Here is a 21,355-nt window from a genome sequence, read left to right as displayed (position 1 = left end):
TGGCGGAGACCGGTCGATTCGTTTGCGCGCGATCGGATTTGCATCGGTCGGAACGTGTCCGAGCACTACGACCGAGATGTGCGGAGCCGGCCTCGCCAGCGTGCTCGGCGGGGAGTGGGCCGAGTACAGGTGCGCGCGGTGGCAGATGTGCCCGGGCCGCTGTCATGGGGGTGTGTGATTCGGGATGGCGGGCGGTGTCGATGTGCGCGGTGACTCGGTGAACAATGAAGGGCCGACTGCGTTGGATGGTGGTGTACGCGAGCGGTCGGCGGTCGGTCCGATGACGCGCGGTCTGCGGGTGGTGTTGCGGGGGCCGGGGGCCGGGGTGCCGCGGTGGTTGTTGGTGCCCGCGGTGGTGGGGTTCGCGTTCGTGATCGGACCGTTGGTGGCGTTGACGGGGGCGGTGGAGTGGTCGCATTTCGGGGAGTTGGTGACCTCGGAGGCGTCCCGGGACGCGCTGTGGTTGAGCTTGAAGACGGCGCTGGCCAGCACGGTGGTGTGTGTGGTGCTGGGGGTGCCGATGGCGGTGATGTTGGCTCGGGTGCGGTGGCGGGTGTTGCCGGTGTTGCGGGCGATGGTGTTGCTGCCCTTGGTGTTACCGCCGGTGGTGGGGGGTCTGTCGCTGCTGTATCTGTTCGGGCGGTACGGGTTGCTGGGGCGGCATCTCGAGGCGCTGGGGGTCGAGATCGCTTTCAGCACAACGGCTGTGGTGCTCGCGCAGTCCTTCGTGGCGTTGCCGTTCCTGGTGATCACGTTGGAGGGGGCGATGCGCACCTCGGGTGAGCGTTACGAGCGGATCGCGGCCACGCTCGGGGCCGCGCCGACGACGGTGTGGTGGCGAATCACGTTGCCGCTGTTGCGACCCGCGCTGATCTCCGGTTCGGTGCTGGCCTTCGCCCGCGCGCTGGGCGAGTTCGGCGCGACACTCACCTTCGCGGGCAGTTTGCAGGGCCGTACTCGAACCCTTCCCTTGGAGATCTACCTCCAGCGTGAGAACGATCCCGGTGCCGCCGTTGCCCTTTCGTTGTTGCTGGTGGTGATGGCCGTCCTGATCGTCCTGGTCGCTTACCGCCGCGTCGGTGTCCCGGAGGGCCGCGAATGGGCCGCGGGTCTCTGGCGCTGGGGTGGCCGCGCCTCAGCGGCCACTGGGGACGAGGGTGAGCAGCGGTGACCGAGCGACCGGACGGGCCGGTGCCGTCGATCCGGCTTCGCGAGTGCCGGCACGGGCCGGTTGCCGTGGCATGCGCGGTATTCGGAAGAGATCGCACTGCTTGGGATTACGGCAGTTCCGGGCGGATTCTGGAGGTCGTGCGCGGCTCGAATGTGGTGACCGTCGGTGTGGCAGCGGCCGGATCCGCTGGTTCGATCGCGACAGTGACCGGACACCGGGGGTGATATGCGATGAGTGACGATGTCGTGAATGATGCTGTCGGGCTGGATGTTTCGGTTCAGCTGGCGCAGCGAGGACTGGATGTCGAGTTGCGGGTGGGGTCCGGGGAGGTGCTGGCGGTGCTGGGGCCCAATGGTGCCGGGAAGTCGACGCTGTTGGAAATCGTGGCGGGGCTGGTGCGGCCGGATGCGGGGCAGGTGCGGCTGGATGGCCGGGTGTTGACCGATGTCGGTGCGGGCGTGGCGGTTCCGGCGCATCGGCGGCAGGTGTCGCTGCTGGCGCAGCACGCGCTGCTGTTCCCGCATCTGACGGCGGCGGCGAATGTGGCGTTCGGGCCGCGCAGTCGCGGAATGCGTTCGCGCGCGGCGGTTGCGGTGGCGCATGAGTGGTTGCGGGCCGTGGACGCGATCGAATTCGCCGGTCGGCGGCCGGGTGAGTTGTCCGGCGGGCAGGCGCAGCGGGTGGCGCTGGCGCGGGCGTTGGCAGTGGCCCCGCGCGTGATCCTGCTGGACGAACCGATGGCCGCGCTCGATGTCACCGCCGCCCCCGCGATGCGGGTCCTGCTGCGAAAGACCTTGCGCGAGAGCGAAACAGCCGCGGCTCCCAGCGCCCTCCTGGTCACCCACGACATTGTCGACGCCCTCACCCTCGCCGATCGCGTGGTGGTCGTCGAATCTGGACGCATCGTCGAACAGGGCCCGGTCGCCGAGGTACTTTCCCGCCCCCGCAGCCCCTTCGCCGCCCGGATCGCGGGCGTCAACCTCATGATCGGCACTTCCGAAGCGTCCCAGCCGGATTCGGGCACGATCCGCTGCGGTGCGGACCTCGTCCAGGGGCGCGCCGAATCCCCGTTGCCCCCGGGCATCCGCGCCGCCGCCGTCTTCTCCCCCGCGGCCGTCGCGGTCTATCGGAATCATCCGGAAGGCAGCCCCCGCAACGTCTTCCACGTCACCATCACCGAACTCACCGACCGCGGCGGCGTCATCCGGGTACACGCCGCGGACCGTGCCGACGGTGCCGGGGTGGTCGCCGACCTGACCCCCGCCGCGGTCGCCGAACTCGCCCTGACGCCCGGCGAGCGGGCCTACTTCACCGTGAAAGCCGCTGAGGTGCAGGTCTATCCGTGCTGAGCGTTACCGCGTCGGCTGGTTCAACGTCGCGTGCATGAGGTACACGTTGTAGCTGTTCCACGCCGAGATGGTGAAGTACAGATCCTTCCCGGTCGACCACGGATGGATGAAACCGCCGTAGGCCGTGGGATAGTCGTCGGTGTTCACCAGCGGCACGCCGTCGGTCCAGGTGCCCTGCGGTTCCTTCGCCGTACGCAGCACGATCGCGCGACGCAGCGAATCGAGATACACCATCTGCCACTGATCGCTGGAATCGTCGTAGCGGACCGACAATTCGCCCGCGATACCCGGCACCAGCGGCGTGGCGAGATTCTCCTGCGCGGGCGCCCAGGTCCCGTTCACCCAGTACTGATACGCGGACTTGTTGAGCACCTGCGCTTTCGGCACCCGCGCCAGCCCGATGACGCCGATACGCCCGTTGGGTGTGCCGAACATGTAGACGTAGTCACCGTGCGGCACCATCGTCGCGACCTGGAACCGATCCACCCCGAACATGTTGTTCCACTTGGCATATTGGTCCTTGACCCAGGTCCTGCCGTCGTCGTCGGAGTAGGCGAGCCCACCGTCGTTGGTCCACCACATGCCCGGGATCTTGCTCCAGTGGTTCACCGACATGTAGCTCAGGTACTGCCGCTTGCCGAGGGCGAATCCGGAGGTCGGGATGACGGTGGTCTCGAAGTTGACGATCTTGCGGCTGTCCAGCAGTTCCGCGGCGTGGCAGCGGCTGTCCTGGACCATGGTGTCGATCTTCAGACCCTGGGACAGATCGTGATTGCTGCTGTAGGCCAGCACATTACTGCGCCAGTCCTGATCGTCCCCGCCCGCGCCGCCGCCGTGCCAGCCCTTGCCGAAGCTGTCCCCGAACACGACCGCGACCTGTCCCGGCGCGCTCTCCCACATGATGCCCAGATCGGTGCCGTCGACCTGCCAGCGCATATCGGTGCGGTTGGCCGACCCGTGCCCGGTGACCTGATCGACCAGATCCACCGAACTCACCGTCCGCGGCGCGGGCGGCGCGGCCACCGGACCGGGCTGGGCCGGATGCACGATGGTCGGCGGCGGCTGCTGCGGCGAGGGCGCGGGACCACCCGGCACCGGAATCGGGATCGGCTCGATATCCGGTTTGATCCGGATGTTCGGCAGGTTGAACTGCCCGGACCCGGTGCCCGACCCCGTCCCCGAACCGGTACCCGATCCCGAGGCCGAACCCGAATCCGCCGGTGGCGCAGGCTGTTCGGGCTTGGTCGCGGGCGGCGTCGGCTTCGGCGTGTCCCGGACGTCCGGGCACGGATTGCGGCACGGATCCGACGGCAGCGGCGCGGGCGTGATCCGGGTGTTGTTCGGCGGCGGCCCGGGAATCGGCACCGGCGTGATCTTCGGAACCGGAATCGGAATCTCGATGGTGGGCGGCAGCAGCGGCCCGGGCTTGGCATTCGGATCGGGCTTACGCGCCCGGGGATCGAAACCCGTTTCCCCACAGGAGTTCTTGGGCGGCGGCTGCCACGGCAGCGGTGCGGCCCACGCCGGGGTGGGTACCGCCAGCACACCGGTCAGCAGGACGCCGAACAGCGCGGATTTCGCCAGCAACCCCACGGCCTCTCTCGGTCTGTTCCGGGCAGAGCCCGTCCAATCTAACGGACCGAATCCTCGCACACCGGACCGAATCGCCCGTCGCCGCGAAACCGGTGCGCCGAAAACGGGTCCGATTCGCCGGGAACCCGCTGGTGAGCGCATCCGTCGAACTCGATATGACCGACATCGATTACGTCTTCGGCACCGGTGACGGCACCGCCCACACCTGGTCCGCCCCGGCCGATCTGGACCTGTCCGGCACCGGTGTGCCTGACGCGGTCCGCCTGGATTTCGACGGCTCCGGCCACCCCGACGACGCGCTCTGGGATTCCGACGGCGACGGCCTCGCCGACGTGGCCGCCCTGGATCTGGACGGCGACGGCGTCCTGGACCACTACTTCACCGATCCGAGCGGACTGGGGACCTGGGACGAGCAGATCTGGCCATGACGATCGCGACCGCGACGATGCCCACCGCGTAGCAGGCCGATCCGGCCAGCACCACACCGATCGACCGCCCGTCGGCGGGGACGATCAGCGCCGCCGCGGCCAGGGCCAGCACGAAGCCGATATTGAACACCGTGTCCTGCAGGGCGAACACCTGGCCGCGGCGGGCGTCGTCGATATCGATCTGCATGGTCGCGTCGCCGGTGAGTTTGACCGTCTGCCCGGCCAGCCCGAGCAGGAACGCTCCGGCCAGCAGCAGCCGATGCGCGAGGTCGGTGTCCGCGCCGTGCGTCACGGTGACGGGTGTGACGAGCGCGGACTGCACGATCAGCGCGAGCAGCAGACCCGCCAGCACGGTGCGCGGCCGCCCGAGCCGGGGGATCACCAGCGGTGCGAGGACCGCGGCGAGCAGCATCCCGGCCGCGGTCGCCGCGATGGCCACCCCGAATCCGACCAGACCGCCGCTGAGCGATCCGCTCTCGTGCGCCGAACGTCGCAGTACCAGCACCATGAGCAGGGTGTCCGCGCCGAAGACGATGCGGTGCACGCCGATTCCGAGCATCGCGATCGTGCAGTGCGCGGATTCCCACACCGCTCGCGCGCCGGTGCGCAGCCCGGTCGCGATGGCGCGGATCGAGCTCACCTGCCGGTCGTCCGGGTCGTGTTCGTCCGGGCCGAGTGCTCGTGGCGTGAACCGGACCGCGCACACCGCGCCGATCAACGATCCCGACGCACTGGCCGCGACCGCGACCGATCCGGCCAGGTTGCCCGATCCGATGGCCCCGATGATCGCGACGGCCACCGCGGCGCCGGCCGTCGCGAATCCGGACGCGACCGTCGCCAGTATCGAATTCGTCGCCACCAGCCACCGCTGTTCGAGCACCCGCGGCAGCGACGCCGAGACGCCCGCCTGCACGAATCGGCCCACCCCCACCACCGCCAGGGCGAGCAGCAGCAGCGGCGTCTCGGCGATATCGGTCGCCAGACCGACGCTCGCCGCACCGATCAGCACCACCCGCAGCACATTCGCCACGAACAGCACCGCGCGTCGATCCCAACGGTCCAGCAGCGCACCGGCATACGGCCCGATCACCGAATACGGCAGCAGCAGGACCGCGAATCCGGCCGCGATGGCCGGTGGATCGGTCTGTCGTTCCGGGTTGAACAGGATCGCGCCGGACAGCGCGGCCTGGAACATGCCGTCCCCGAACTGGCCCGCGAACCGCACCGCCGACAGCCGCCGCACGCCCGCGCCCGAGTTCCGGAGCAGACGCAGCAGCTCCCGCCGCGCGGGCGGGCGACCCGGTGTGGACGGAACGTCATCGGGGCGCGGGTCGGGCACGGGGGGAGATTAGCCGATCTCGATGCCGTGTCCGATATCCCGGGTGCACGATGGGCGGCAGCGTATTTGCCGAATAATTGCTGATAGAGTCCGCTGCGGTGTGGCCACCACGTCCACCGGGCGGATGCGGGTGCTGTTGTGGCACGCTGGAACTGTCTGTTTCGACGCCCGGCCCGAGAGGAGGACCATGGTGTCCACACTCACGACCCCGCACATCGATGTCCATCGCGGCGGCGACCGCATGAAAACCCGTGTGGCATGGCTGGATTCGAAGCATTCGTTCTCCTTCGGCGAGCACTACGATCCGGACAACACCCACCACGGCCTGCTGCTGGTCAACAACGAGGACATGGTGCGTCCCGGGGCGGGCTTCGACACCCATCCGCATCGGGACATGGAGATCGTGACCTGGGTGTTGAGCGGCTCACTGGTCCATCAGGATTCGCTCGGGCACAGCGGCATCATCTATCCGGGCCTGGCGCAGCGGATGAGCGCGGGCACCGGCATCCTGCACTCGGAGAAGAACGACTCCTGGCATCTGCCCCCGGAACAGGGCGGCACCGCCGAGCACACCGACCCGGTGCATTTCGTGCAGATGTGGGTGGTGCCCGACGAGCCCGGTATCGATCCCGGATATCAGCAGCTCGAGATCGATACCGAACTGGCCGCGGGCGGCCTGGTGACGGTGGCTTCCGGACTGCCGCGCTATCGCGACCGCACCGCTATCAAGATCAACAGCAGTCATTCGGCCCTGCACGTCGCGCGGCTCGCGCAGCCCGGCCGGCCGACCGGCGTCGACCTGCCCGAAGCCCCCTACCTGCATCTCTTCATCGCGCACGGCGAGGTCGAGATGGCCGGGATCGGCACCCTCTACGCGGGTGACGCCGTGCGCCTGACCCGCAGCGGCGGCCAGCGCATCACCGCGAACCAGCCTTCGGAGATCCTGGTGTGGGAGATGCACGCGCGGCTCGGCGGGCAATAACCTTCCGGACTGGCGAACCTTCCAGACTCCGAGAAACTTCCGAGAGGACTGTCATGACGGAGTATCCACCGCCCGGTCAGTACCCGTCGCCGGGTCAGGGCGGTTATCCCCCGCCGCCGCCCGGCGACTATCCGGCCCCGCCGGGTGAGCAGCGGCCGCAGGGACAGGGCCGCGGCCTGGCGATCACCGCGCTGGTACTGGGCATTCTGGCGATCATCAGCTCCCCGACCCTGGTGGGCGGTGTGCTGTTCGGCCTGCTCGGTCTGATCTTCGGCATCATCGCGGTGGTCAAGGCGCGTCGGGGCACCGCGGGCGGTGGCGCCATGGCCTGGGTCGGTCTGGCGCTGGCGGCCCTGGGCCTGATCGCCGCGATCGCGCTCGGTGTCGTGGAGGGCATGTGGATCGTCGATCACGGCGGCCGCACCTACTGGGACTGCGCGCAGCAGGCCAACGGCGATCAGGCGAAGGTACAGAAGTGCGCCGACCAGTTCCGCTCCAGCTTCGAGAACACGCCCACCCCGTCCCGCTGAAGCATCGGCCGGTACTCCTCGCCCGGAGCGAACATCCCGGCGACGCTCGCCACGCATCGGCATACTGGACTGCGTGACTGCTGATCTGACGAGTTCCTCCGGCCTGGATCTGACCTACCGCGACGCCGCCGTGCGGGTGCAGGACGACCTGTTCACGCATGTCAACGGGCAATGGCTGGAGACGTACGAGATTCCGGCGGACCGCGCGGTCGACGGCGCCTTCCGTACCCTCTACGACCAGGCCGAGCGGGATGTGCGGAAGATCATCCAGACCGCGGCGGCCTCGGCGGCCGAATCCGGCAGCGACGAGCGCAAGATCGGCGACCTCTACACCAGTTTCATGGACGAGGCCGCGGTCGAGGCGGCGGGGCTGACGCCGATCGCCGCCGAACTGGCCGAGGTGGCCGCGGTCACCGATCGCGGCGCGTTCGCCGCCCTGCTGGGCCGGTTGCAGCGCGTCGGGGTGGGCGGTGCGCTGGGGTTCTACGTCGACACCGACGACAAGAATTCGCAGCGTTATCTGGTGCACGCCAGCCAGTCCGGGATCGGGCTGCCCGACGAGTCGTACTACCGCGGCGAGGATTACGCCGAGATCCGCACCAAGTACGTCGAGCACATCGGCCGGATGTTCGCCCTGGCCGGACTGGATTTCGACGCGCAGCGCGTGTTCGACCTGGAAAGCAAACTGGCTGTGGGACATTGGGACGTGGTCCGTCGCCGCGACGCCGAATTGAGTTACAACCTCACCACTTTCGCCGAACTGACCGCCGAGCATCCGGAATTCGACTGGGCGGCTTGGACATCCGCGCTCGCCGAGGGGGTCGAGGCGTCGGGTCCGGAGCTGTTCGCCGAGGTCGTCGTGCGCCAGCCCGACTACGTGCGCACCTTCGCCGGGCTGTGGGCCTCGGAGTCGCTGGCCGACTGGCAGGCGTGGGCGAGCTGGCGGGTATTGCGCGGGCGCGCGGCGTATCTCACCGCGGCGATCGTCGAGGAGTCGTTCGATTTCAATGGCCGCACGCTGACCGGCACCGAGGAGAACCGGGAACGCTGGAAGCGCGGCGTCTCGCTGGTCGAGGACGTCCTGGGCGAGGTGGTCGGCAAACTGTATGTGGCACAGCACTTCCCGCCCGAGGCCAAGGCCCGGATGCAGGTGCTGGTGCAGAACTTGCAGGAGGCGTACCGGCGCAACATCACCGACCTGGAGTGGATGAGCCCCGACACCCGGCAGGCCGCCCTGGCGAAACTGGACAAGTTCACCCCGAAGATCGGCTACCCGGACCGTTGGCGGGACTACTCCGCCGTCGTCGTCGACCCGGCCGACCTGGTCGGCAACTACCGTCGCGGCTACGCCGCCGATCACGACCGTGACCTGGCCAAACTCGGCGGTCCGGTGGATCGCGACGAATGGTTCATGACCCCGCAGACGGTCAACGCCTACTACAACCCGGGCATGAACGAGATCGTCTTCCCCGCGGCCATCCTGCAACCGCCGTTCTTCGACATGAACGCCGACGACGCGGCCAACTACGGCGGTATCGGCGCGGTGATCGGCCACGAGATCGGTCACGGCTTCGACGATCAGGGCAGCAAGTTCGACGGCGACGGCAATATGGTCGACTGGTGGACCGATGCTGACCGCACCGAATTCGGTAAGCGCACCCGCGCCCTGATCGACCAGTACAACGAGTTCACCCCCAAGGGGCTGGCCGAGAACCACAAGGTCAACGGTGAATTCACGATCGGCGAGAATATCGGTGATCTGGGCGGCCTGTCGATCGCCCTGGTGGCCTACCGCATCGCGCTCGGCGCGGCCCAGGCCCCCGTCATCGACGGACTCACCGGTCTGCAACGGGTGTTTTTCGGCTGGGCGCAGGTCTGGCGGACCAAGGCCCGCGACGAGGAGGCCATCCGCCGCCTCGCCGTCGACCCGCACTCCCCCGCCGAGTTCCGCTGCAACGGCGTGGTCCGGAATCTGGACGTCTTCCACGAGGCGTTCGATCTGAAACCCGGCGATGCCCTCTACCTGGAACCCACTGAGCGCGTTCGCATTTGGTGATTCGCGCGCCGCTGTCCGGAAGACGAGGAGGCCATCCGCCGCCTCGCCGTCGACCCACACTCCCCCGCCGAATTCCGCTGCAACGGCGTTGTCACGTGTCGATGATCCGGAGAGCGGCGGCTCGATCCCGTTGCGGTCGGCCGAGATGCGTTCGACATGGGTCGGTCCGGTCGAACGCGGCCGGTCTCGGCAGCATCAGTCGCATTCGACTCGATCGAAGTCGGCTCGGGTTCGGCGATGTCCGCCGGACTCGGGTCGGCTGGGATTCGGTGCGATCGAGTCGGATCGGTGGAATTGAATGTGGGCCGGGCGTCGGTGGTGCGATCGAGCCGGATCGGTGGAATCGGATGTGGGCCGGGCGTCGGCGGTCCGATCGAGCCGAGCGGGTTGCCGCACGGTGAATTCGGGGCAGGCGGTCCGATTCGCCCGAGTCGGGGGCATGATCACGGCATACTGGTTGAGGTGACTGCTGTGCCGGAAACTGTGTCAGGTATCGATCTCTCCCGTATCGACGCGGACGTGCGGCCGCAGGACGATCTGTACGGCTATGTGAACGGTGCGTGGCTGCGCACCTGCGAGATCCCGGCGGACCGCGTGCACGCGGGTTCGGTGTCGGACCTGCGCGATCAGGCCGAAATGGATGTGCAGGCGATCATCATGGCCGCGGTCACCGCACCGGCCGCGGCGGGCGAGGAGATCCGCCGGATCGCCGAGTTGTACTCGAGCTTCATGGATCTGGACGCGGTGGCCGAGGCCGGGCTGACGCCGATCGCGGGGGAACTCGCCGACATCGCCGCCGTCACCGACCGATCCGCGTTGGCCGCGCTGCTGGGCCGGTTGCAGCGCACCGGGGTGAGCGGTGCGGTCGAGAGCTATGTGAGCAGCGACAGTCACGACGCGCGCCGGAACCTGGTCCAGCTGACCCAGTCCGGCCTCGGGCTGCCCGACGAATCCTATTACCGCACAGCCGGATTCGCGGAGATCCGCGCGGCCTACATCGAACACGTCGACGCGATGTTCGCCCTGATCGCCGCCGATCCCGCCCTGCGCGCATCGCTCACCGGCGACCTGGACGGCATCGGCAAACGCGTCTTCGAACTCGAACACGCACTGGCCGCTGGACATTGGGACGTGGTCCGCCGTCGCGACGTCGAATCCTCCTACAATCTGCGCACATTCGCCGAACTCACCGAGTCCGCCCCGGAATTCGATTGGGCGGCATGGACTTCCGCACTCACCGCGGGCGTCGGCCGCCCGGGACCCGAAGTGCATGCCGAAGTCGTGGTGCGACAGCCGGACTACCTGACCACCTTCGCGCGCCTGTGGGCCGACGCGCCTCTCGCCGACTGGCAGGTATGGACCGCCTGGCAGGTGATCCGCAGGCGCGCACCGTATCTCACCGATGACGTGGCCCAGCAGCACTTCGAGTTCTACGGCCGCACCCTGACCGGCGCCAGGCAGATCCGGGAGCGTTGGAAGCGCGGTGTGGCGCTGGTCCAGGACCTGCTGCCCGACGCGGTCGGCAAGATCTTCATCGCCGAACATTTCCCGCCGCAGGCCCGCGCGAAGCTCACCGAAATGGTGTCCCACCTGCGCGAAGCCTACCGCCGCAGCATCGCGGACCTGCCGTGGATGGGTCCGGAGACCAAGATCGCGGCGACGGCGAAACTGGAGAAGATCGTCGCCAAGATCGGCTACCCGGACCACTGGCTCGACTACTCCGACGTGCACATCGACCCGAACGACCTGGTCGGCAACTACCGTCGCGGCCACGCCGCCGCGCACGACCACCAGCTGCGCCGCCTCGAGAGCCCGGTCGACCGCGCCGAATGGCTGACTCCCGCGCAGACGGTCAACGCCTTCTACCACCGCGGCATGAACGCGATCACCTTCCCGGCGGGCTATCTGCGTCCGCCCTACTTCGATCCGTCCGCCGACGACGCGGCCAACTACGGTGCGATCGGCGCGGTGATCGGCCACGAGATCGGCCACGCCTTCGACGATCAGGGCAGCACCCACGACGGCGACGGCACCATGGTCGACTGGTGGACCGCCACCGATCGCGCCGAATTCCACCGGCGGACAAGGGCTCTGATCGATCAGTACGCCGTGCTGTCCCCGCGCGAGCTGCCCGACGAATACACCGTCAACGGCGAATTCACCATCGGCGAGAACATCGGCGACCTCGGCGGACTGTCGATCGCCATGACGGCGTACCGGATCTCGCTCGGCGACGGCGAATCGCCGATCCTGGACGGATTCACCGGCGCGCAGCGGTTTTTCATGGGCTGGGCCCGGATGCGTTGCGCGAAGGTACGTCCCGAGGAGGCGATCCGCCGCCTGACCGCGGATCCGCACTCGCCCAACGAATTCCGCTGCAATGCCGTGGTGCGCAATATCGATGCCTTCTACGAGGCGTTCGAGGTGCGGCCGGGCGATGCGTTGTATCTGGAACCCGAAGAGCGCGTACGTATCTGGTAATTCCGGTTGCGGGGGAAGTGCCGCGAGGGCCGAAACCGCCGGCTATTTCGGCAGTTTCGGCGCGATCTGCCGGGTGTAGATTCCCTTCAACTGATTCTCCACACTCGACATCGCCGTGTGCACATCCTGATTCTGCAACCCGATCTGCTCGAGCCCGGTACCGATGATCTGATCCGCGCCGGGCAGGAATACCCGTCCATAATCCTGGGATTTGGTCAGCGGCAACTGATTCAGCGCGGTCTGGAAATTCGGATTCTGCGCCAGGAAGGCCATCTCGGACGGATCCTGCTGTGCGGATTTGCGCACCGGGATATATCCGGTGGACTGCGCGAACGAAGCCGTGTTGGCGGGATCGGTGATGAACTCGATGAACTTGAGCGCGTTCACCTTTCGCTCATCGGAAATGCGCTGCGGAATGGCAAGTCCCGCGCCGCCGGTGGTGCAGCCCGGCCCGTTGGGATGCGGGAGGAAGTCCGTCGCGAAGGACAGTTTGCCCTTGGCATTGGCGTTGATACCGGACAGATCGCCGGTCGAGGTGATCGCCGAGGCGATGACCCCGGTGCCGAAATCGGTGGCGGCCTGCGGGCGGATGCTGGCGTACTTCTTCACATTGATCATCTCGCGCAACGCGTTTCCCGCCGCGATCGTGCCCGGATCGGTGAACTTCAACGTCCAGCCGTCGGAGTACGCGCCGCCGAAGGTCCAGGTCGGCCCCTCGAACGTCCAGGCCAGGTTGTTGGTCGCGTTGTACCACCCGTGCGCCCACTTGTTCGGGCCCATGATGCTCTGGATCTTCGGGCCCCACTCGTCGAATTCCTGCCACGACTGCGGACCCCGTTGCGGCAGACCGGCTTCGGCCCAGATGTCCTGGTTGTAGCAGAAGATCTGCGTCGAGCGGGCATACGGCAGCGCGTAGTGCTTGTCCTGGAACTTGTAGTCGCTGACGAAGGTGTCCACGTAATCGTCCAGTCGCACACCGGCAGCGCCGAAGTACTGGTCCAGCGGCGTGATCGCCTTGTTGATCGCGAAGTTGAACCACCACACGTCCGAGAGCACCACGATATCGGGCAGTTGACCGCCGATCAGTGCCGCGTTGAACTTCGTCGACACCTCCTGGTAGTCCTTGCCGGCGTCCACCAGCGTGACGCGCAGACCGGGATGGGCCTGCTCGAAGGCGGCGATCAGTGCCTGTTCCTTGTGCTTGGACTGGCCCGGGTGATTCGACCAGAACGTGATGTTGTTCGGATCGCCCCCCTGCACCCCGCCGCCGCCCATCCCGGCACACGCCGCGGCCCCGACTCCCGCCGCGGCCACCGACAGTCCCAGGAATCCACGCCGGGACAACACATTTCGCGCGGCGTTACGCCCACCGGCATCGGACACGAAACTCTCCTTCTCCCCGAACTGGTTGCCGGGCTCAGCCTTTGATGGCACCGGAGGTCAGACCCTTGATCATGTGCCGTTGCAGGACCAGGAAGACCAGCAGGATCGGCACCATCGTCAGCAGTGTTCCGGCCATCACCGGACCCCAGTTGGTGACGCTGGGATTCTCGGTGTTCTGCAACAGGGTCAGCCCGACCGGCAGCGTCGCCACCCGCGAATCGTCGGCCATCAGGAACGGCCACAGGTATTCGTTCCACTCGTTGACCAGCGTGACCACCGCGAACGCGACCATGGTCGGCCCCGACATCGGCAGCACCACCCGGGTCAGCAGCGACCACCAGCCCGCGCCGTCCATCCGCGCGGCCTCGATCACCTCGGCGGGCAGCGACAGGAAGTGGTTGCGCATCAGGAACGTTCCGAAGGCGACGCCGCACAGCGGAACGATGATGCCCAGGAACGTATTTCGCCAGCCGAGCTGCGCGACGATGGCGTAGTTGGAGATCACGGTGATCTGGTTCGGCACCATCAGCGCCGCGATGATCACCAGGAACACCAGGTTCTTGCCCGGGAACCGCAGGAACACCAGCCCGTACGCGCTGATGATGCCGAGCACGAACTTCACCGCCGAGACGATCGCGGTGACGATCAGCGAGTTGCGCAGGAACTGCCAGAACGGCAGCGTCGTGGTCGCCTCGCGGTAGTTCTCCGGATGCCAGCTGTGCGGCCAGTACACCGCGGGCGCGGTGTAGATGTCCGGGCGCGCCTTGAAGGAGGTGATCACGATCCAGAACAGCGGGACGCCCACGATGATCAGCACACACACCATCGCGGCGTACCCCAGCAGCGTGGCCGCGAGTTTGCGGCGCTGGTAGGTGGCGTTCACTGCTCTCCCCGATCCATGACCCGGACCTGCACCAGCGTGATGATCAGCAACACCACGAACATGATGGTGGCGACCGTCGCGCCGTACCCGGCCCGGAAGTTGCGGAAGGATTCCAGATAGACCTGGTAGACCATGGTCGTGGTGCCGGTGCCCAGCGGGCCGCCGCGCGTCATCACGTTGATGATGTCGAAGACCTGCAACGAGTTCAGCATCACCGTGATGGACAGGAAGAACGTCGTCGGACGCAACTGCGGCAACAGGATTCGGCGGAATCGCGTCCACGCGCCCGCGCCGTCGATGCGGGCGGCCTCCATCAGATCCGGCCGGGCGCCCTGTAGGGCGGCCAGGTAGATGACGAAGCTGTAGCCGAGGTTCTTCCAGATGTAGGTCACCGTCACCATGAACAGCGCCCAGTGCGAATTCTGGTAGAAGTCCGGCACATTCGTGACGCCGAGCCGGTGCAGGAGGTCCTGGATCAGGCCGAAGCTGGGGTCGAAGATGAACTGGAACGCCACCCCGATCGCCGCCCCGGAGATCACGAACGGCGCGAAGATCACCGAGCGGACCACGTTGCGCCCGAACAGCTTCCGATCCAGCAGCAGCGCCAGCGCCAGGCCCAGCAGCATACTTCCGGCGACCGCGGCGACGGTGAAGATCACCGTGTTGCCCACGATCTGCCAGGAATCGCCGCGCCCCCACCATTCCCGGTAGTTCGCGAACCCGATGTAGTGCGCGAGCGGATCGGCCAGATTCCAGTCGGTGAACGACAACCGGATGTCATCGATCAGCGGCCGGTAGACGAACACGCCCAGCAGCACCAGGTTCGGCACCACCAGGACCAGGAACAACGCGTAGTCGCTCCACGGCCGCCCCCGCAATCCCCGCCCCCGGGCCCGCGGCAGCACGCGTTCCGGCCGGGCCCGCACCTCGCCCCCGCGACGACGTGCGAGCATTCGACCTATCCCGCCGACTCCCCGAACCGGCTCGGCGGTGGCCTCCCCCTGTGGCAAAACGGACATGCGCCGAATCGTAAACGCGCCCACCCCACGTCGACGGCAAATCGCGGTGAACATCAGGGGGTTCTACCGTGACGCGTCAAGGGTTTTCGCGGATCGGCGGCGCGCGGTGCCACCGACAACAGTGGCCCCGGACGAATGCCCGGGGCCACGCTGCGTGACTACCTACTTCAGTCCCAGTCGCCCATACCGTCGCTGTGGCTGGCGGTGCCGGTGGAGTTCTTCACCACGACCGGATCGCCCTTCTGCGCGTTCTCGAAGAACCACTTGGCATCGTCGGTGCTGACGTTCAGGCAGCCGTGGCTGGCATCGGAGTTGCCCTGCTGGGCCACCGACCACGGGGCGGCGTGCAGGAAGATGCCGTTGCCGGCCAGCCGGGTCGCGTACTCGACCGGGGTCTTGTAGCCCTCGGGCGAGGTGTTCGGCACGCCGAAGGTGGCCGAATCCATGATCATCTTGCGGTTCTTCTCGCCCACGTAGTAGATGCCGTTGGGCGTCTCGTGGCCCTTCTTGCCCATCGAGGTCGGCATGGTCTTGATGACCTTGCCGTTCTTGGTGATGGTGAGCTGGTGGGTGGCGTCGTCGGCGGTGGTGATGACCTCGTCGCCGGTCTTGTACTCGACGTGGGTGCCGGCGGCCTGCACGGTGATGGTGTCGTGCGCGGGCCAGAAGTTCTCCGGCCGCCAGCGCACCTGCTTGTCGCCGTACCAGTAGAAGTGGCCCTTCACCGGCGTCGAGGAGGTGATCCGGATGGCCTTCTCCGCAGCGGCGTGATCGGTGACCGGCGCCTTGAAGTTGACGAAGATCGGCTCGGCCACGCCGACCACGTCACCGTCGCCGGGGCTCAGGGCGGGTGCGGCGAAGTTGGCCTGCGGCATCGGCGGCGGGTTCTGCATGGGGGCCGCGCCGGGCGTGGGCTGCGGGCTCTGGACCAGGGCGGGTGCGCCCGGCACATCGGGGCCGCCCGGCCACAGCGGCGAGGCGGCCGCGGGTGCCACGGCGAGCGCTCCGGCGGCGCTGATCGCCAGGGCTAGAACGCCGATCCGCGTGCCTCGTGTTGCCTTGTCCCGCGCGGGTTTCCGACAGGTGGTGGTGCGCAAAGCCGTACGTCCTCTCAGTCCTCAACTCTTCTCACGCGCGCAGATGCGCGGAAGATCTAGCTCACGATGCACAACGAGATGTGTGTCGTCCCCGGCCCGGCATCCATTACTACATTTCCGAACGGGTTCGGCCAATCGCCGATCGGTGGTCATGGGCTCGTTCCGGATGGGGTGTGATGCGTCACCGGGGTGGTCGCGAAGCCGTGTTCCGGGGCGTAATCGCCGTTCGCGGGGGTCGTGGGCCCGACCTGGCGTAGTACCCAGCAACATTGGAAACGATGTCACTTCAAATAGTATTGTGATACGAATCACGAAGGTGTCCGTGGTGGGACACGACAATGAACGTAATTCCGGCACGCGGGCCCGTGGCGATGTTGTGCGGTACGGACAGCGGTATCGGTCCGTGCGAATAGTGGCGCGTAAGTGCCAGTTCGGTCCGCATCAGCACCCGCGCGAGCACGATGCGCAACTCGTAGTCCGCCAGGGTGGAACCGAGGCAGCGGCGGTGTCCGCCGCCGTACGGGGCGAACTCGGCGGGACCGTAGCGGCGGTCCAGGAAACGTTCCGGGTGGAAGCGCGCGGGCTCCGGCCACACCCTCGGATCCGAGTGCAGCAACGGTACGGCGACGCCCACGGTGTCCCCCGCGTCCAGCGCCGCACCGCGCAGCGTGAACGGTCCGGTCAGCCGCCGCAACACGATCGGCACGGGTGGATGCAGCCGCAGCGTCTCCTGGCAGACCGCGTCCAGATACGGCAGTCGGGGTAGTTCGGCGGGATCGTCGCCGGGATCGAGATCGGCCAGTTCGGTGCGCAGGCGGGCCAGCGTTTCGGGATGGCGATGTAGTCGGTACAGCGCCCAGACCAGGCTCGTCGCGGTCGTCTCGTGGCCCGCGACCAGCAGGGTGCGGAGGTGATCGCGCAGGTCGGCGTCGTCGATCGGGGAGCCGTCGTCGTGGCGGGCCGCCAGCAGGGTGGACAGGACGTCGGTGCCCGTGGGCAGGGCCGGGTTGCGCGCGATATCCGTTCTCCGCGTGGCGATTTCGGCATCGATCAAGGCGTCGAGCCGGGCTCGGGCGTCCAGGAACCGATCCCAGGGCGCATATCCGAATGCGCTGTGCCGCAACGCCGGAAGCAACATCAGCGGCCCGCTGAAGGCATTCAGGAACCGCACCACCGCGTCAGTGTATTCCGCACGGCGAGAACGGCTTCCGTCCCCGAAGAGCACCTCCAGCACCACACGCAACGTGATCGCCCGCGCCGCCACCCGCGCGTCCACCCGGGTGCCCGCCCGCCACGCCGGACCCGCCCCCGCCCCATCCAGTTCCGCATCCGCCGAATCACGAACAACGTTGGCGTAGTGTGCGATTCGCGACCGATGGAAGGCGGGCATCAACATCGACCGCTCCCGCCGATGCCGCTGATCACGCGCCAGAATCAGCGATGCCGCCCCGACCAACGGCTCGATCGGATTCGGCAGCGGCGGCCTCAACAGTTCCACCGGTGCCCGGAAGATCTCCCCGGCCCCCTCCGCCGTCCCCGTGAACACCGCACCCCCGAACCCGGGAAACCGCACCACGAACGGATCCCCGTCCCGCCCCCGCCGCCACCGGAAATACCGCTCGAAGTCCACCCCCGCCGCCACCGCATGCCCCACCACCGGCCGCGGCACCCGCAACCCACCCTCGCCCCGAGACACACCAGTCATACCCGAAACACGACACAGCCCCCGCTCCGGTTCGAGCGCATCCGTTATCGAAACAGTCCGCTGCTCGCGATGTTCGGCAGTGTCAGCGATACCAGGCCGTCTCGGCGGCGGTTCCCGCAATGCGCGGCGTCGTCCCGACGGTGATGCGCAGCGTCGTTCTGACGGCGATGGGCGAGTGCCGTCCCGGCGGCGGAGTGCCATCCCCACCCGAGCGCGACCCAGCCCGATGCGGTTCGGGTTCTCCTGACTGCCGAAAGTTTCAGTCGTTACCGGCGGCGTTCGGCGTCGGCAGTACCGGGCCGTCTCGGCTTACAGATTCCCGTGTCGTCCGCCGGTGCTGGGCAATCCGGTGAGTTCGGTCAGCGCGGTGGTGTGGCGGTGCGCCACAGGCCCACGGGTGTGGCCAGGCAACCACTGCCGGTCCGCGAATCCCATGCCAACGCAGCCGATCCGAGACAGGTGACGGTGTGAGAATCCGAGATGACCTGCGCCAGCGACCCATTCATCGCGAAGCTCACCCCCGGCCCGGTCGCATCGTGCAACGAGGTGAACGCATACGCCTCCGGCCCCACCCCGATAGCAATAGGCACCCCCGCAGTCCCCTCACTGGCCCCGATCCCCCCGGACACCCCCAGCCCCAACGCGACAGCCCCCGCTCCGGCCTGCGCGAACCCGATCCCGTCCAACCCCACCGCCCGCGCGTGCCCCGCACCCCCCACCGCCGCCCGACACGCAGTATTCCCCGCCACCACCGTGATATCCCGCCCCCCATCCGAATCACACTGCACCTGAGTAGCCGACGCATTGCCAGCACCACAAAGACAAACCCCCACCACCACAGCAGAAACCCCAACCACGCTGACAACCTTCACCGTTCGCTCCCTCCTGACCTACCGCTAACCATACCTAGATATTTGCTACACCCAGGAATCGAGCACATGAACACTCCCCGCGCCCACCCCCGCATCCCTGAACACCCCGCTCCCATCCACTCCTCACCAACCCGACTCGTACAGCCCGAGACCAAGTAGCCGCGGCCCGCCTGCCATCGCCCCAACATGCCCGGACCGAACAGCCGCGGCCCCGATCAGCCCGAGCCCCCGATCGAGACAGACCGACCTGAGTCAGCCGGCCCGGGGTTACAGGTCCCAATCACCACGCTTCGTCGGCCGGACCGAGTGACCGAGACCGACCACGGGATGCGAGCGCCGGTGGAGTCGTGGCCGGACTGTCCAGAGTCGGACCGGTCTCGAGTGGACCGGACGTAGCGGGCCGAACGAGACCAGCACACGATCGGTCAGGGCTGGCCGGACCGGAGGCGCGTGGTCCGAGAGGGGCGATGCTCGGGTGTCCGGGCCGTCGCTGAATCACGTGTTCTCGCCGAGTGATTCGGGCCTGCCCGCCCGGTCGGTTCTGTGTGACGGCCTGCCTGTCCGCGATGGTCGGGACGCTGTCGCCGAGACCGACCAGGTGCGGATCGAGCGCTGATGGAGTTGTGGCCGGACTGTGCGGGGTTGGCCGGACCGGCTTCGAGCGGACCGGAGGTGACCGGACAGGGGTGGCCGGACCGGAGGCGAGGGGACCGTGCTGTCCGATGGTCGGGTGTCCGGGCCGTTGCCGAATCACGTATTCCCGCTGGGTAACTCGGTTCATCCTGCGAGGGCGGTGCTGTGGACAGCCCGTTCGTGCGGTCCGGATGTCCCGAAGACAAGTGGACAGGACCAGATGTGGGGCGGGACTGGTTGGGGTTGGGAAATTTCCGCGCACGGTGAAACGGTGTGGATGGGTGGGGGTGGGTCGTAGCCTGGCCGGGTGAGCGGTTGTGCTTGGGCGGTGGGCGAGCGTGGGGGTGGGGTGTGAGTGGGGGTGGGGTGCCTCGGTTGAGGTCTCGGACCGGGCGGTGGATTCTGGTGGCTACCGTGCTCGGGTCGGCGGTGGCCTCGTTGGATGCGACCGTGGTCAATATCGCGCTGCCGCGGATCGGGGATGCGTTGCATACCGGGGTGGCGGGGTTGCAGTGGACGTTGAGCGGGTACACGCTGACGCTCGCGTCGTTCATTCTGCTCGGCGGGTCGCTGGGGGATCGGCTCGGGCGGCGCAAGGTGCTCGTCTGGGGGACGGTCGGGTTCGCGGCGGCGTCGGTGCTGTGCGGTGCGGCGGTGAATATCGAGATGCTGGTGGCCGCGCGGGTCGTGCAGGGCATGGCGGGGGCGCTGCTGACGCCGGGGAGTCTGGCGTTGATCTCCTCCTCGATCGATGAGCGGGATCAGGGGGCGGCGATCGGGCTGTGGTCCGGGTTCGGCGGCATCGCCAGCGCGGTCGGGCCGTTCCTGGGCGGCTGGCTGATCGAGGTGGCTTCCTGGCGGTCCATCTTCTTCATCAATGTGCCGTTGGCGGCGGTCGTTGTCGCGGTGGCGCTGCGGCATGTGCCCGAGAGCCGGGATCCGGCCGCCTCGCGCCGGGCCGATGTGCCGGGGGCGCTCGTGGTCGCGGTGGCGTTGGGCGCGTTGACCTTCGGGCTGATCGAGAAGATGCCGCTGCTCGCCGTCGCCGGCGTGGTGCTGCTGGCGGTCTTCGTGCTGATCGAGCTGCGCAGCGACCATCCGCTGGTGCCGCCCGCGCTGTTCCGCTCCCGGGTGTTCACCGCGGCCAACCTGGTGACCCTCGCGGTCTACGCGGCCCTGGGCGGCGTGTTCTTCCTCCTGGTCCTGCAACTCCAGCAGGTCGCGCACTTCTCGCCGTTGTTCGCGGGTATCGCGACCCTGCCGCTGACCGTGCTCATGCTGGTGCTGTCCGCCCCCGCGGGCCGCTGGGCGCAACGCCACGGTCCGCGCCTGCCGATGACCATCGGTCCGCTGCTGGCCGCGGCCGGACTGGTGCTGCTGCTGCGCATCGGCCCGGACTCCGGACATGTGGGCGGCTACCTGCGCGACGTGCTGCCCGGCGTGATCGTCTTCGGCCTCGGCCTGTCCACCCTGGTGGCCCCGCTGACCGGGGCGGTGCTGGGCGCGGTCCCCGCCGCCGAGGCCGGAATCGCCTCGGGCGTCAACAACGCCGTCGCCCGGACCGCGCAACTGCTCGCGGTGGCCGCCCTGCCCGGGCTGGCCGGAATCTCCGGCTCGGTCACCGACGCCACCGCGATCGACCACGGCTTCACGACCGCGATGTGGATCTGCGTCGGACTGCTGCTGACCGGTGCGGTGATCGCCGCGGCCCTGCTGGGCACGCCGCGGACCCGCCACGAATCCGGTGCGGTGGACACCCTGCCGCGGTGCGATATGAGCGGCCCCGCGGTCCAACCGAATCCCCCCGGACACACCGCGGGGCGGTGACCCGGAT

At 67.9% G+C, this 21,355-nt stretch carries 15 protein-coding genes and 1 pseudogene; 8 read left to right on the top strand and 8 right to left on the bottom strand.

Features of this window, described 5'->3' with window-relative positions:
• Positions 1-280 precede the first annotated feature (280 nt).
• Both NRB20_RS29940 and NRB20_RS29935 read left to right on the top strand, forming a co-directional pair.
• A complete protein-coding gene (locus NRB20_RS29940) occupies positions 281-1,171 on the top strand; it encodes an ABC transporter permease (protein WP_153414770.1) in 891 nt (296 codons plus the stop codon).
• 230 nt (positions 1,172-1,401) lie between these two features.
• Positions 1,402-2,520 carry a sulfate/molybdate ABC transporter ATP-binding protein gene (locus NRB20_RS29935; protein ID WP_153414769.1) on the top strand — a complete coding sequence of 373 codons (1,119 nt, stop codon included), beginning with the start codon at positions 1,402-1,404 and terminating at the stop codon, positions 2,518-2,520.
• Positions 2,521-2,523: 3 nt separating this feature from the next.
• Here the strand turns inward: NRB20_RS29935 and NRB20_RS29930 are convergent, their stop codons facing one another.
• Positions 2,524-4,113 carry a DUF4185 domain-containing protein gene (locus NRB20_RS29930; protein ID WP_406603893.1) on the bottom strand — a complete coding sequence of 530 codons (1,590 nt, stop codon included), beginning with the start codon at positions 4,111-4,113 and terminating at the stop codon, positions 2,524-2,526.
• 164 nt (positions 4,114-4,277) lie between these two features.
• On the opposite strand from NRB20_RS29930, the pseudogene NRB20_RS29925 reads away from it, so the two are divergent.
• Positions 4,278-4,520: pseudogene (locus tag NRB20_RS29925) on the top strand (pullulanase); the annotation flags it as partial.
• On the opposite strand, the gene NRB20_RS29920 reads toward NRB20_RS29925, so the two are convergent.
• Positions 4,492-5,880 (bottom strand): MFS transporter, encoded by a 1,389-nt coding sequence (locus NRB20_RS29920; RefSeq protein ID WP_406603892.1) that lies wholly within the window; start codon positions 5,878-5,880, stop codon positions 4,492-4,494. The pseudogene NRB20_RS29925 and the gene NRB20_RS29920 sit on opposite strands and share 29 nt — an antisense overlap.
• Positions 5,881-6,070: 190 nt before the next feature.
• On the opposite strand from NRB20_RS29920, the gene NRB20_RS29915 reads away from it, so the two are divergent.
• From NRB20_RS29915 to NRB20_RS29900, 4 genes are all read left to right on the top strand, one after another.
• On the top strand, positions 6,071-6,862 hold the full coding sequence (locus NRB20_RS29915) for a pirin family protein (protein WP_319945574.1): 792 nt from the start codon (positions 6,071-6,073) through the stop codon (positions 6,860-6,862).
• A gap of 53 nt (positions 6,863-6,915) precedes the next feature.
• Entirely contained in the window at positions 6,916-7,392 is a 477-nt protein-coding gene (locus NRB20_RS29910) for a DUF4190 domain-containing protein (RefSeq protein ID WP_153414765.1), read from the top strand.
• Positions 7,393-7,465: 73 nt separating this feature from the next.
• Positions 7,466-9,448, top strand: a complete 1,983-nt coding sequence (locus NRB20_RS29905; RefSeq protein WP_406603891.1) for a M13 family metallopeptidase — start codon at positions 7,466-7,468, stop codon at positions 9,446-9,448.
• A 462-nt stretch (positions 9,449-9,910) separates the two neighbouring features.
• On the top strand, positions 9,911-11,929 hold the full coding sequence (locus tag NRB20_RS29900) for a M13 family metallopeptidase (protein ID WP_319945573.1): 2,019 nt from the start codon (positions 9,911-9,913) through the stop codon (positions 11,927-11,929).
• Between the two features lie 42 nt (positions 11,930-11,971).
• Here NRB20_RS29900 and NRB20_RS29895 read toward each other — a convergent pair whose 3' ends face one another.
• The 6 genes from NRB20_RS29895 to NRB20_RS39405 all read right to left on the bottom strand — a co-directional run bounded on the left by NRB20_RS29895 (position 11,972) and on the right by NRB20_RS39405 (position 18,888).
• On the bottom strand, positions 11,972-13,312 hold the full coding sequence (locus tag NRB20_RS29895; protein WP_319945572.1) for an ABC transporter substrate-binding protein: 1,341 nt from the start codon (positions 13,310-13,312) through the stop codon (positions 11,972-11,974).
• 34 nt (positions 13,313-13,346) lie between these two features.
• Positions 13,347-14,138: a carbohydrate ABC transporter permease gene (locus NRB20_RS29890; protein WP_194290062.1), complete on the bottom strand. Its 792-nt coding sequence runs from the start codon at positions 14,136-14,138 to the stop codon at positions 13,347-13,349.
• A 53-nt stretch (positions 14,139-14,191) separates the two neighbouring features.
• On the bottom strand, positions 14,192-15,121 hold the full coding sequence (locus NRB20_RS29885; RefSeq protein WP_319945594.1) for a carbohydrate ABC transporter permease: 930 nt from the start codon (positions 15,119-15,121) through the stop codon (positions 14,192-14,194).
• Between the two features lie 260 nt (positions 15,122-15,381).
• Positions 15,382-16,311, bottom strand: coding sequence for a L,D-transpeptidase (locus tag NRB20_RS29880; RefSeq protein ID WP_153414763.1), 930 nt, complete (start codon positions 16,309-16,311; stop codon positions 15,382-15,384).
• A 286-nt stretch (positions 16,312-16,597) separates the two neighbouring features.
• Positions 16,598-18,016, bottom strand: coding sequence for a cytochrome P450 (locus NRB20_RS29875; protein WP_153414762.1), 1,419 nt, complete (start codon positions 18,014-18,016; stop codon positions 16,598-16,600).
• Positions 18,017-18,375: 359 nt separating this feature from the next.
• Positions 18,376-18,888 (bottom strand): DUF6764 family protein, encoded by a 513-nt coding sequence (locus NRB20_RS39405; protein WP_319945570.1) that lies wholly within the window; start codon positions 18,886-18,888, stop codon positions 18,376-18,378.
• 1,032 nt (positions 18,889-19,920) lie between these two features.
• On the opposite strand from NRB20_RS39405, the gene NRB20_RS29865 reads away from it, so the two are divergent.
• A complete protein-coding gene (locus NRB20_RS29865) occupies positions 19,921-21,348 on the top strand; it encodes an MFS transporter (RefSeq protein ID WP_319945593.1) in 1,428 nt (475 codons plus the stop codon).
• Positions 21,349-21,355 lie beyond the last annotated feature (7 nt).

This window comes from Nocardia macrotermitis, from assembly GCF_009604405.1.
In the GTDB taxonomy this organism is placed as follows: domain Bacteria; phylum Actinomycetota; class Actinomycetes; order Mycobacteriales; family Mycobacteriaceae; genus Nocardia; species Nocardia macrotermitis.
This window is presented reverse-complemented; position numbering and strand designations above follow the sequence as displayed.

Bases quoted from the DNA above. Each gene is read 5' to 3' on its own strand.
- NRB20_RS29940 (WP_153414770.1), top strand. From the start codon at position 281: ATGACGCGCGGTCTGCGGGTGGTGTTGCGGGGGCCGGGGGCCGGGGTG.
- NRB20_RS29935 (WP_153414769.1), top strand. From the start codon at position 1,402: ATGAGTGACGATGTCGTGAATGATGCTGTCGGGCTGGATGTTTCGGTT.
- NRB20_RS29890 (WP_194290062.1), bottom strand. From the start codon at position 14,138: ATGGTGTGTGTGCTGATCATCGTGGGCGTCCCGCTGTTCTGGATCGTG.
- NRB20_RS29875 (WP_153414762.1), bottom strand. From the start codon at position 18,016: ATGACTGGTGTGTCTCGGGGCGAGGGTGGGTTGCGGGTGCCGCGGCCG.
- NRB20_RS29910 (WP_153414765.1), top strand. From the start codon at position 6,916: ATGACGGAGTATCCACCGCCCGGTCAGTACCCGTCGCCGGGTCAGGGC.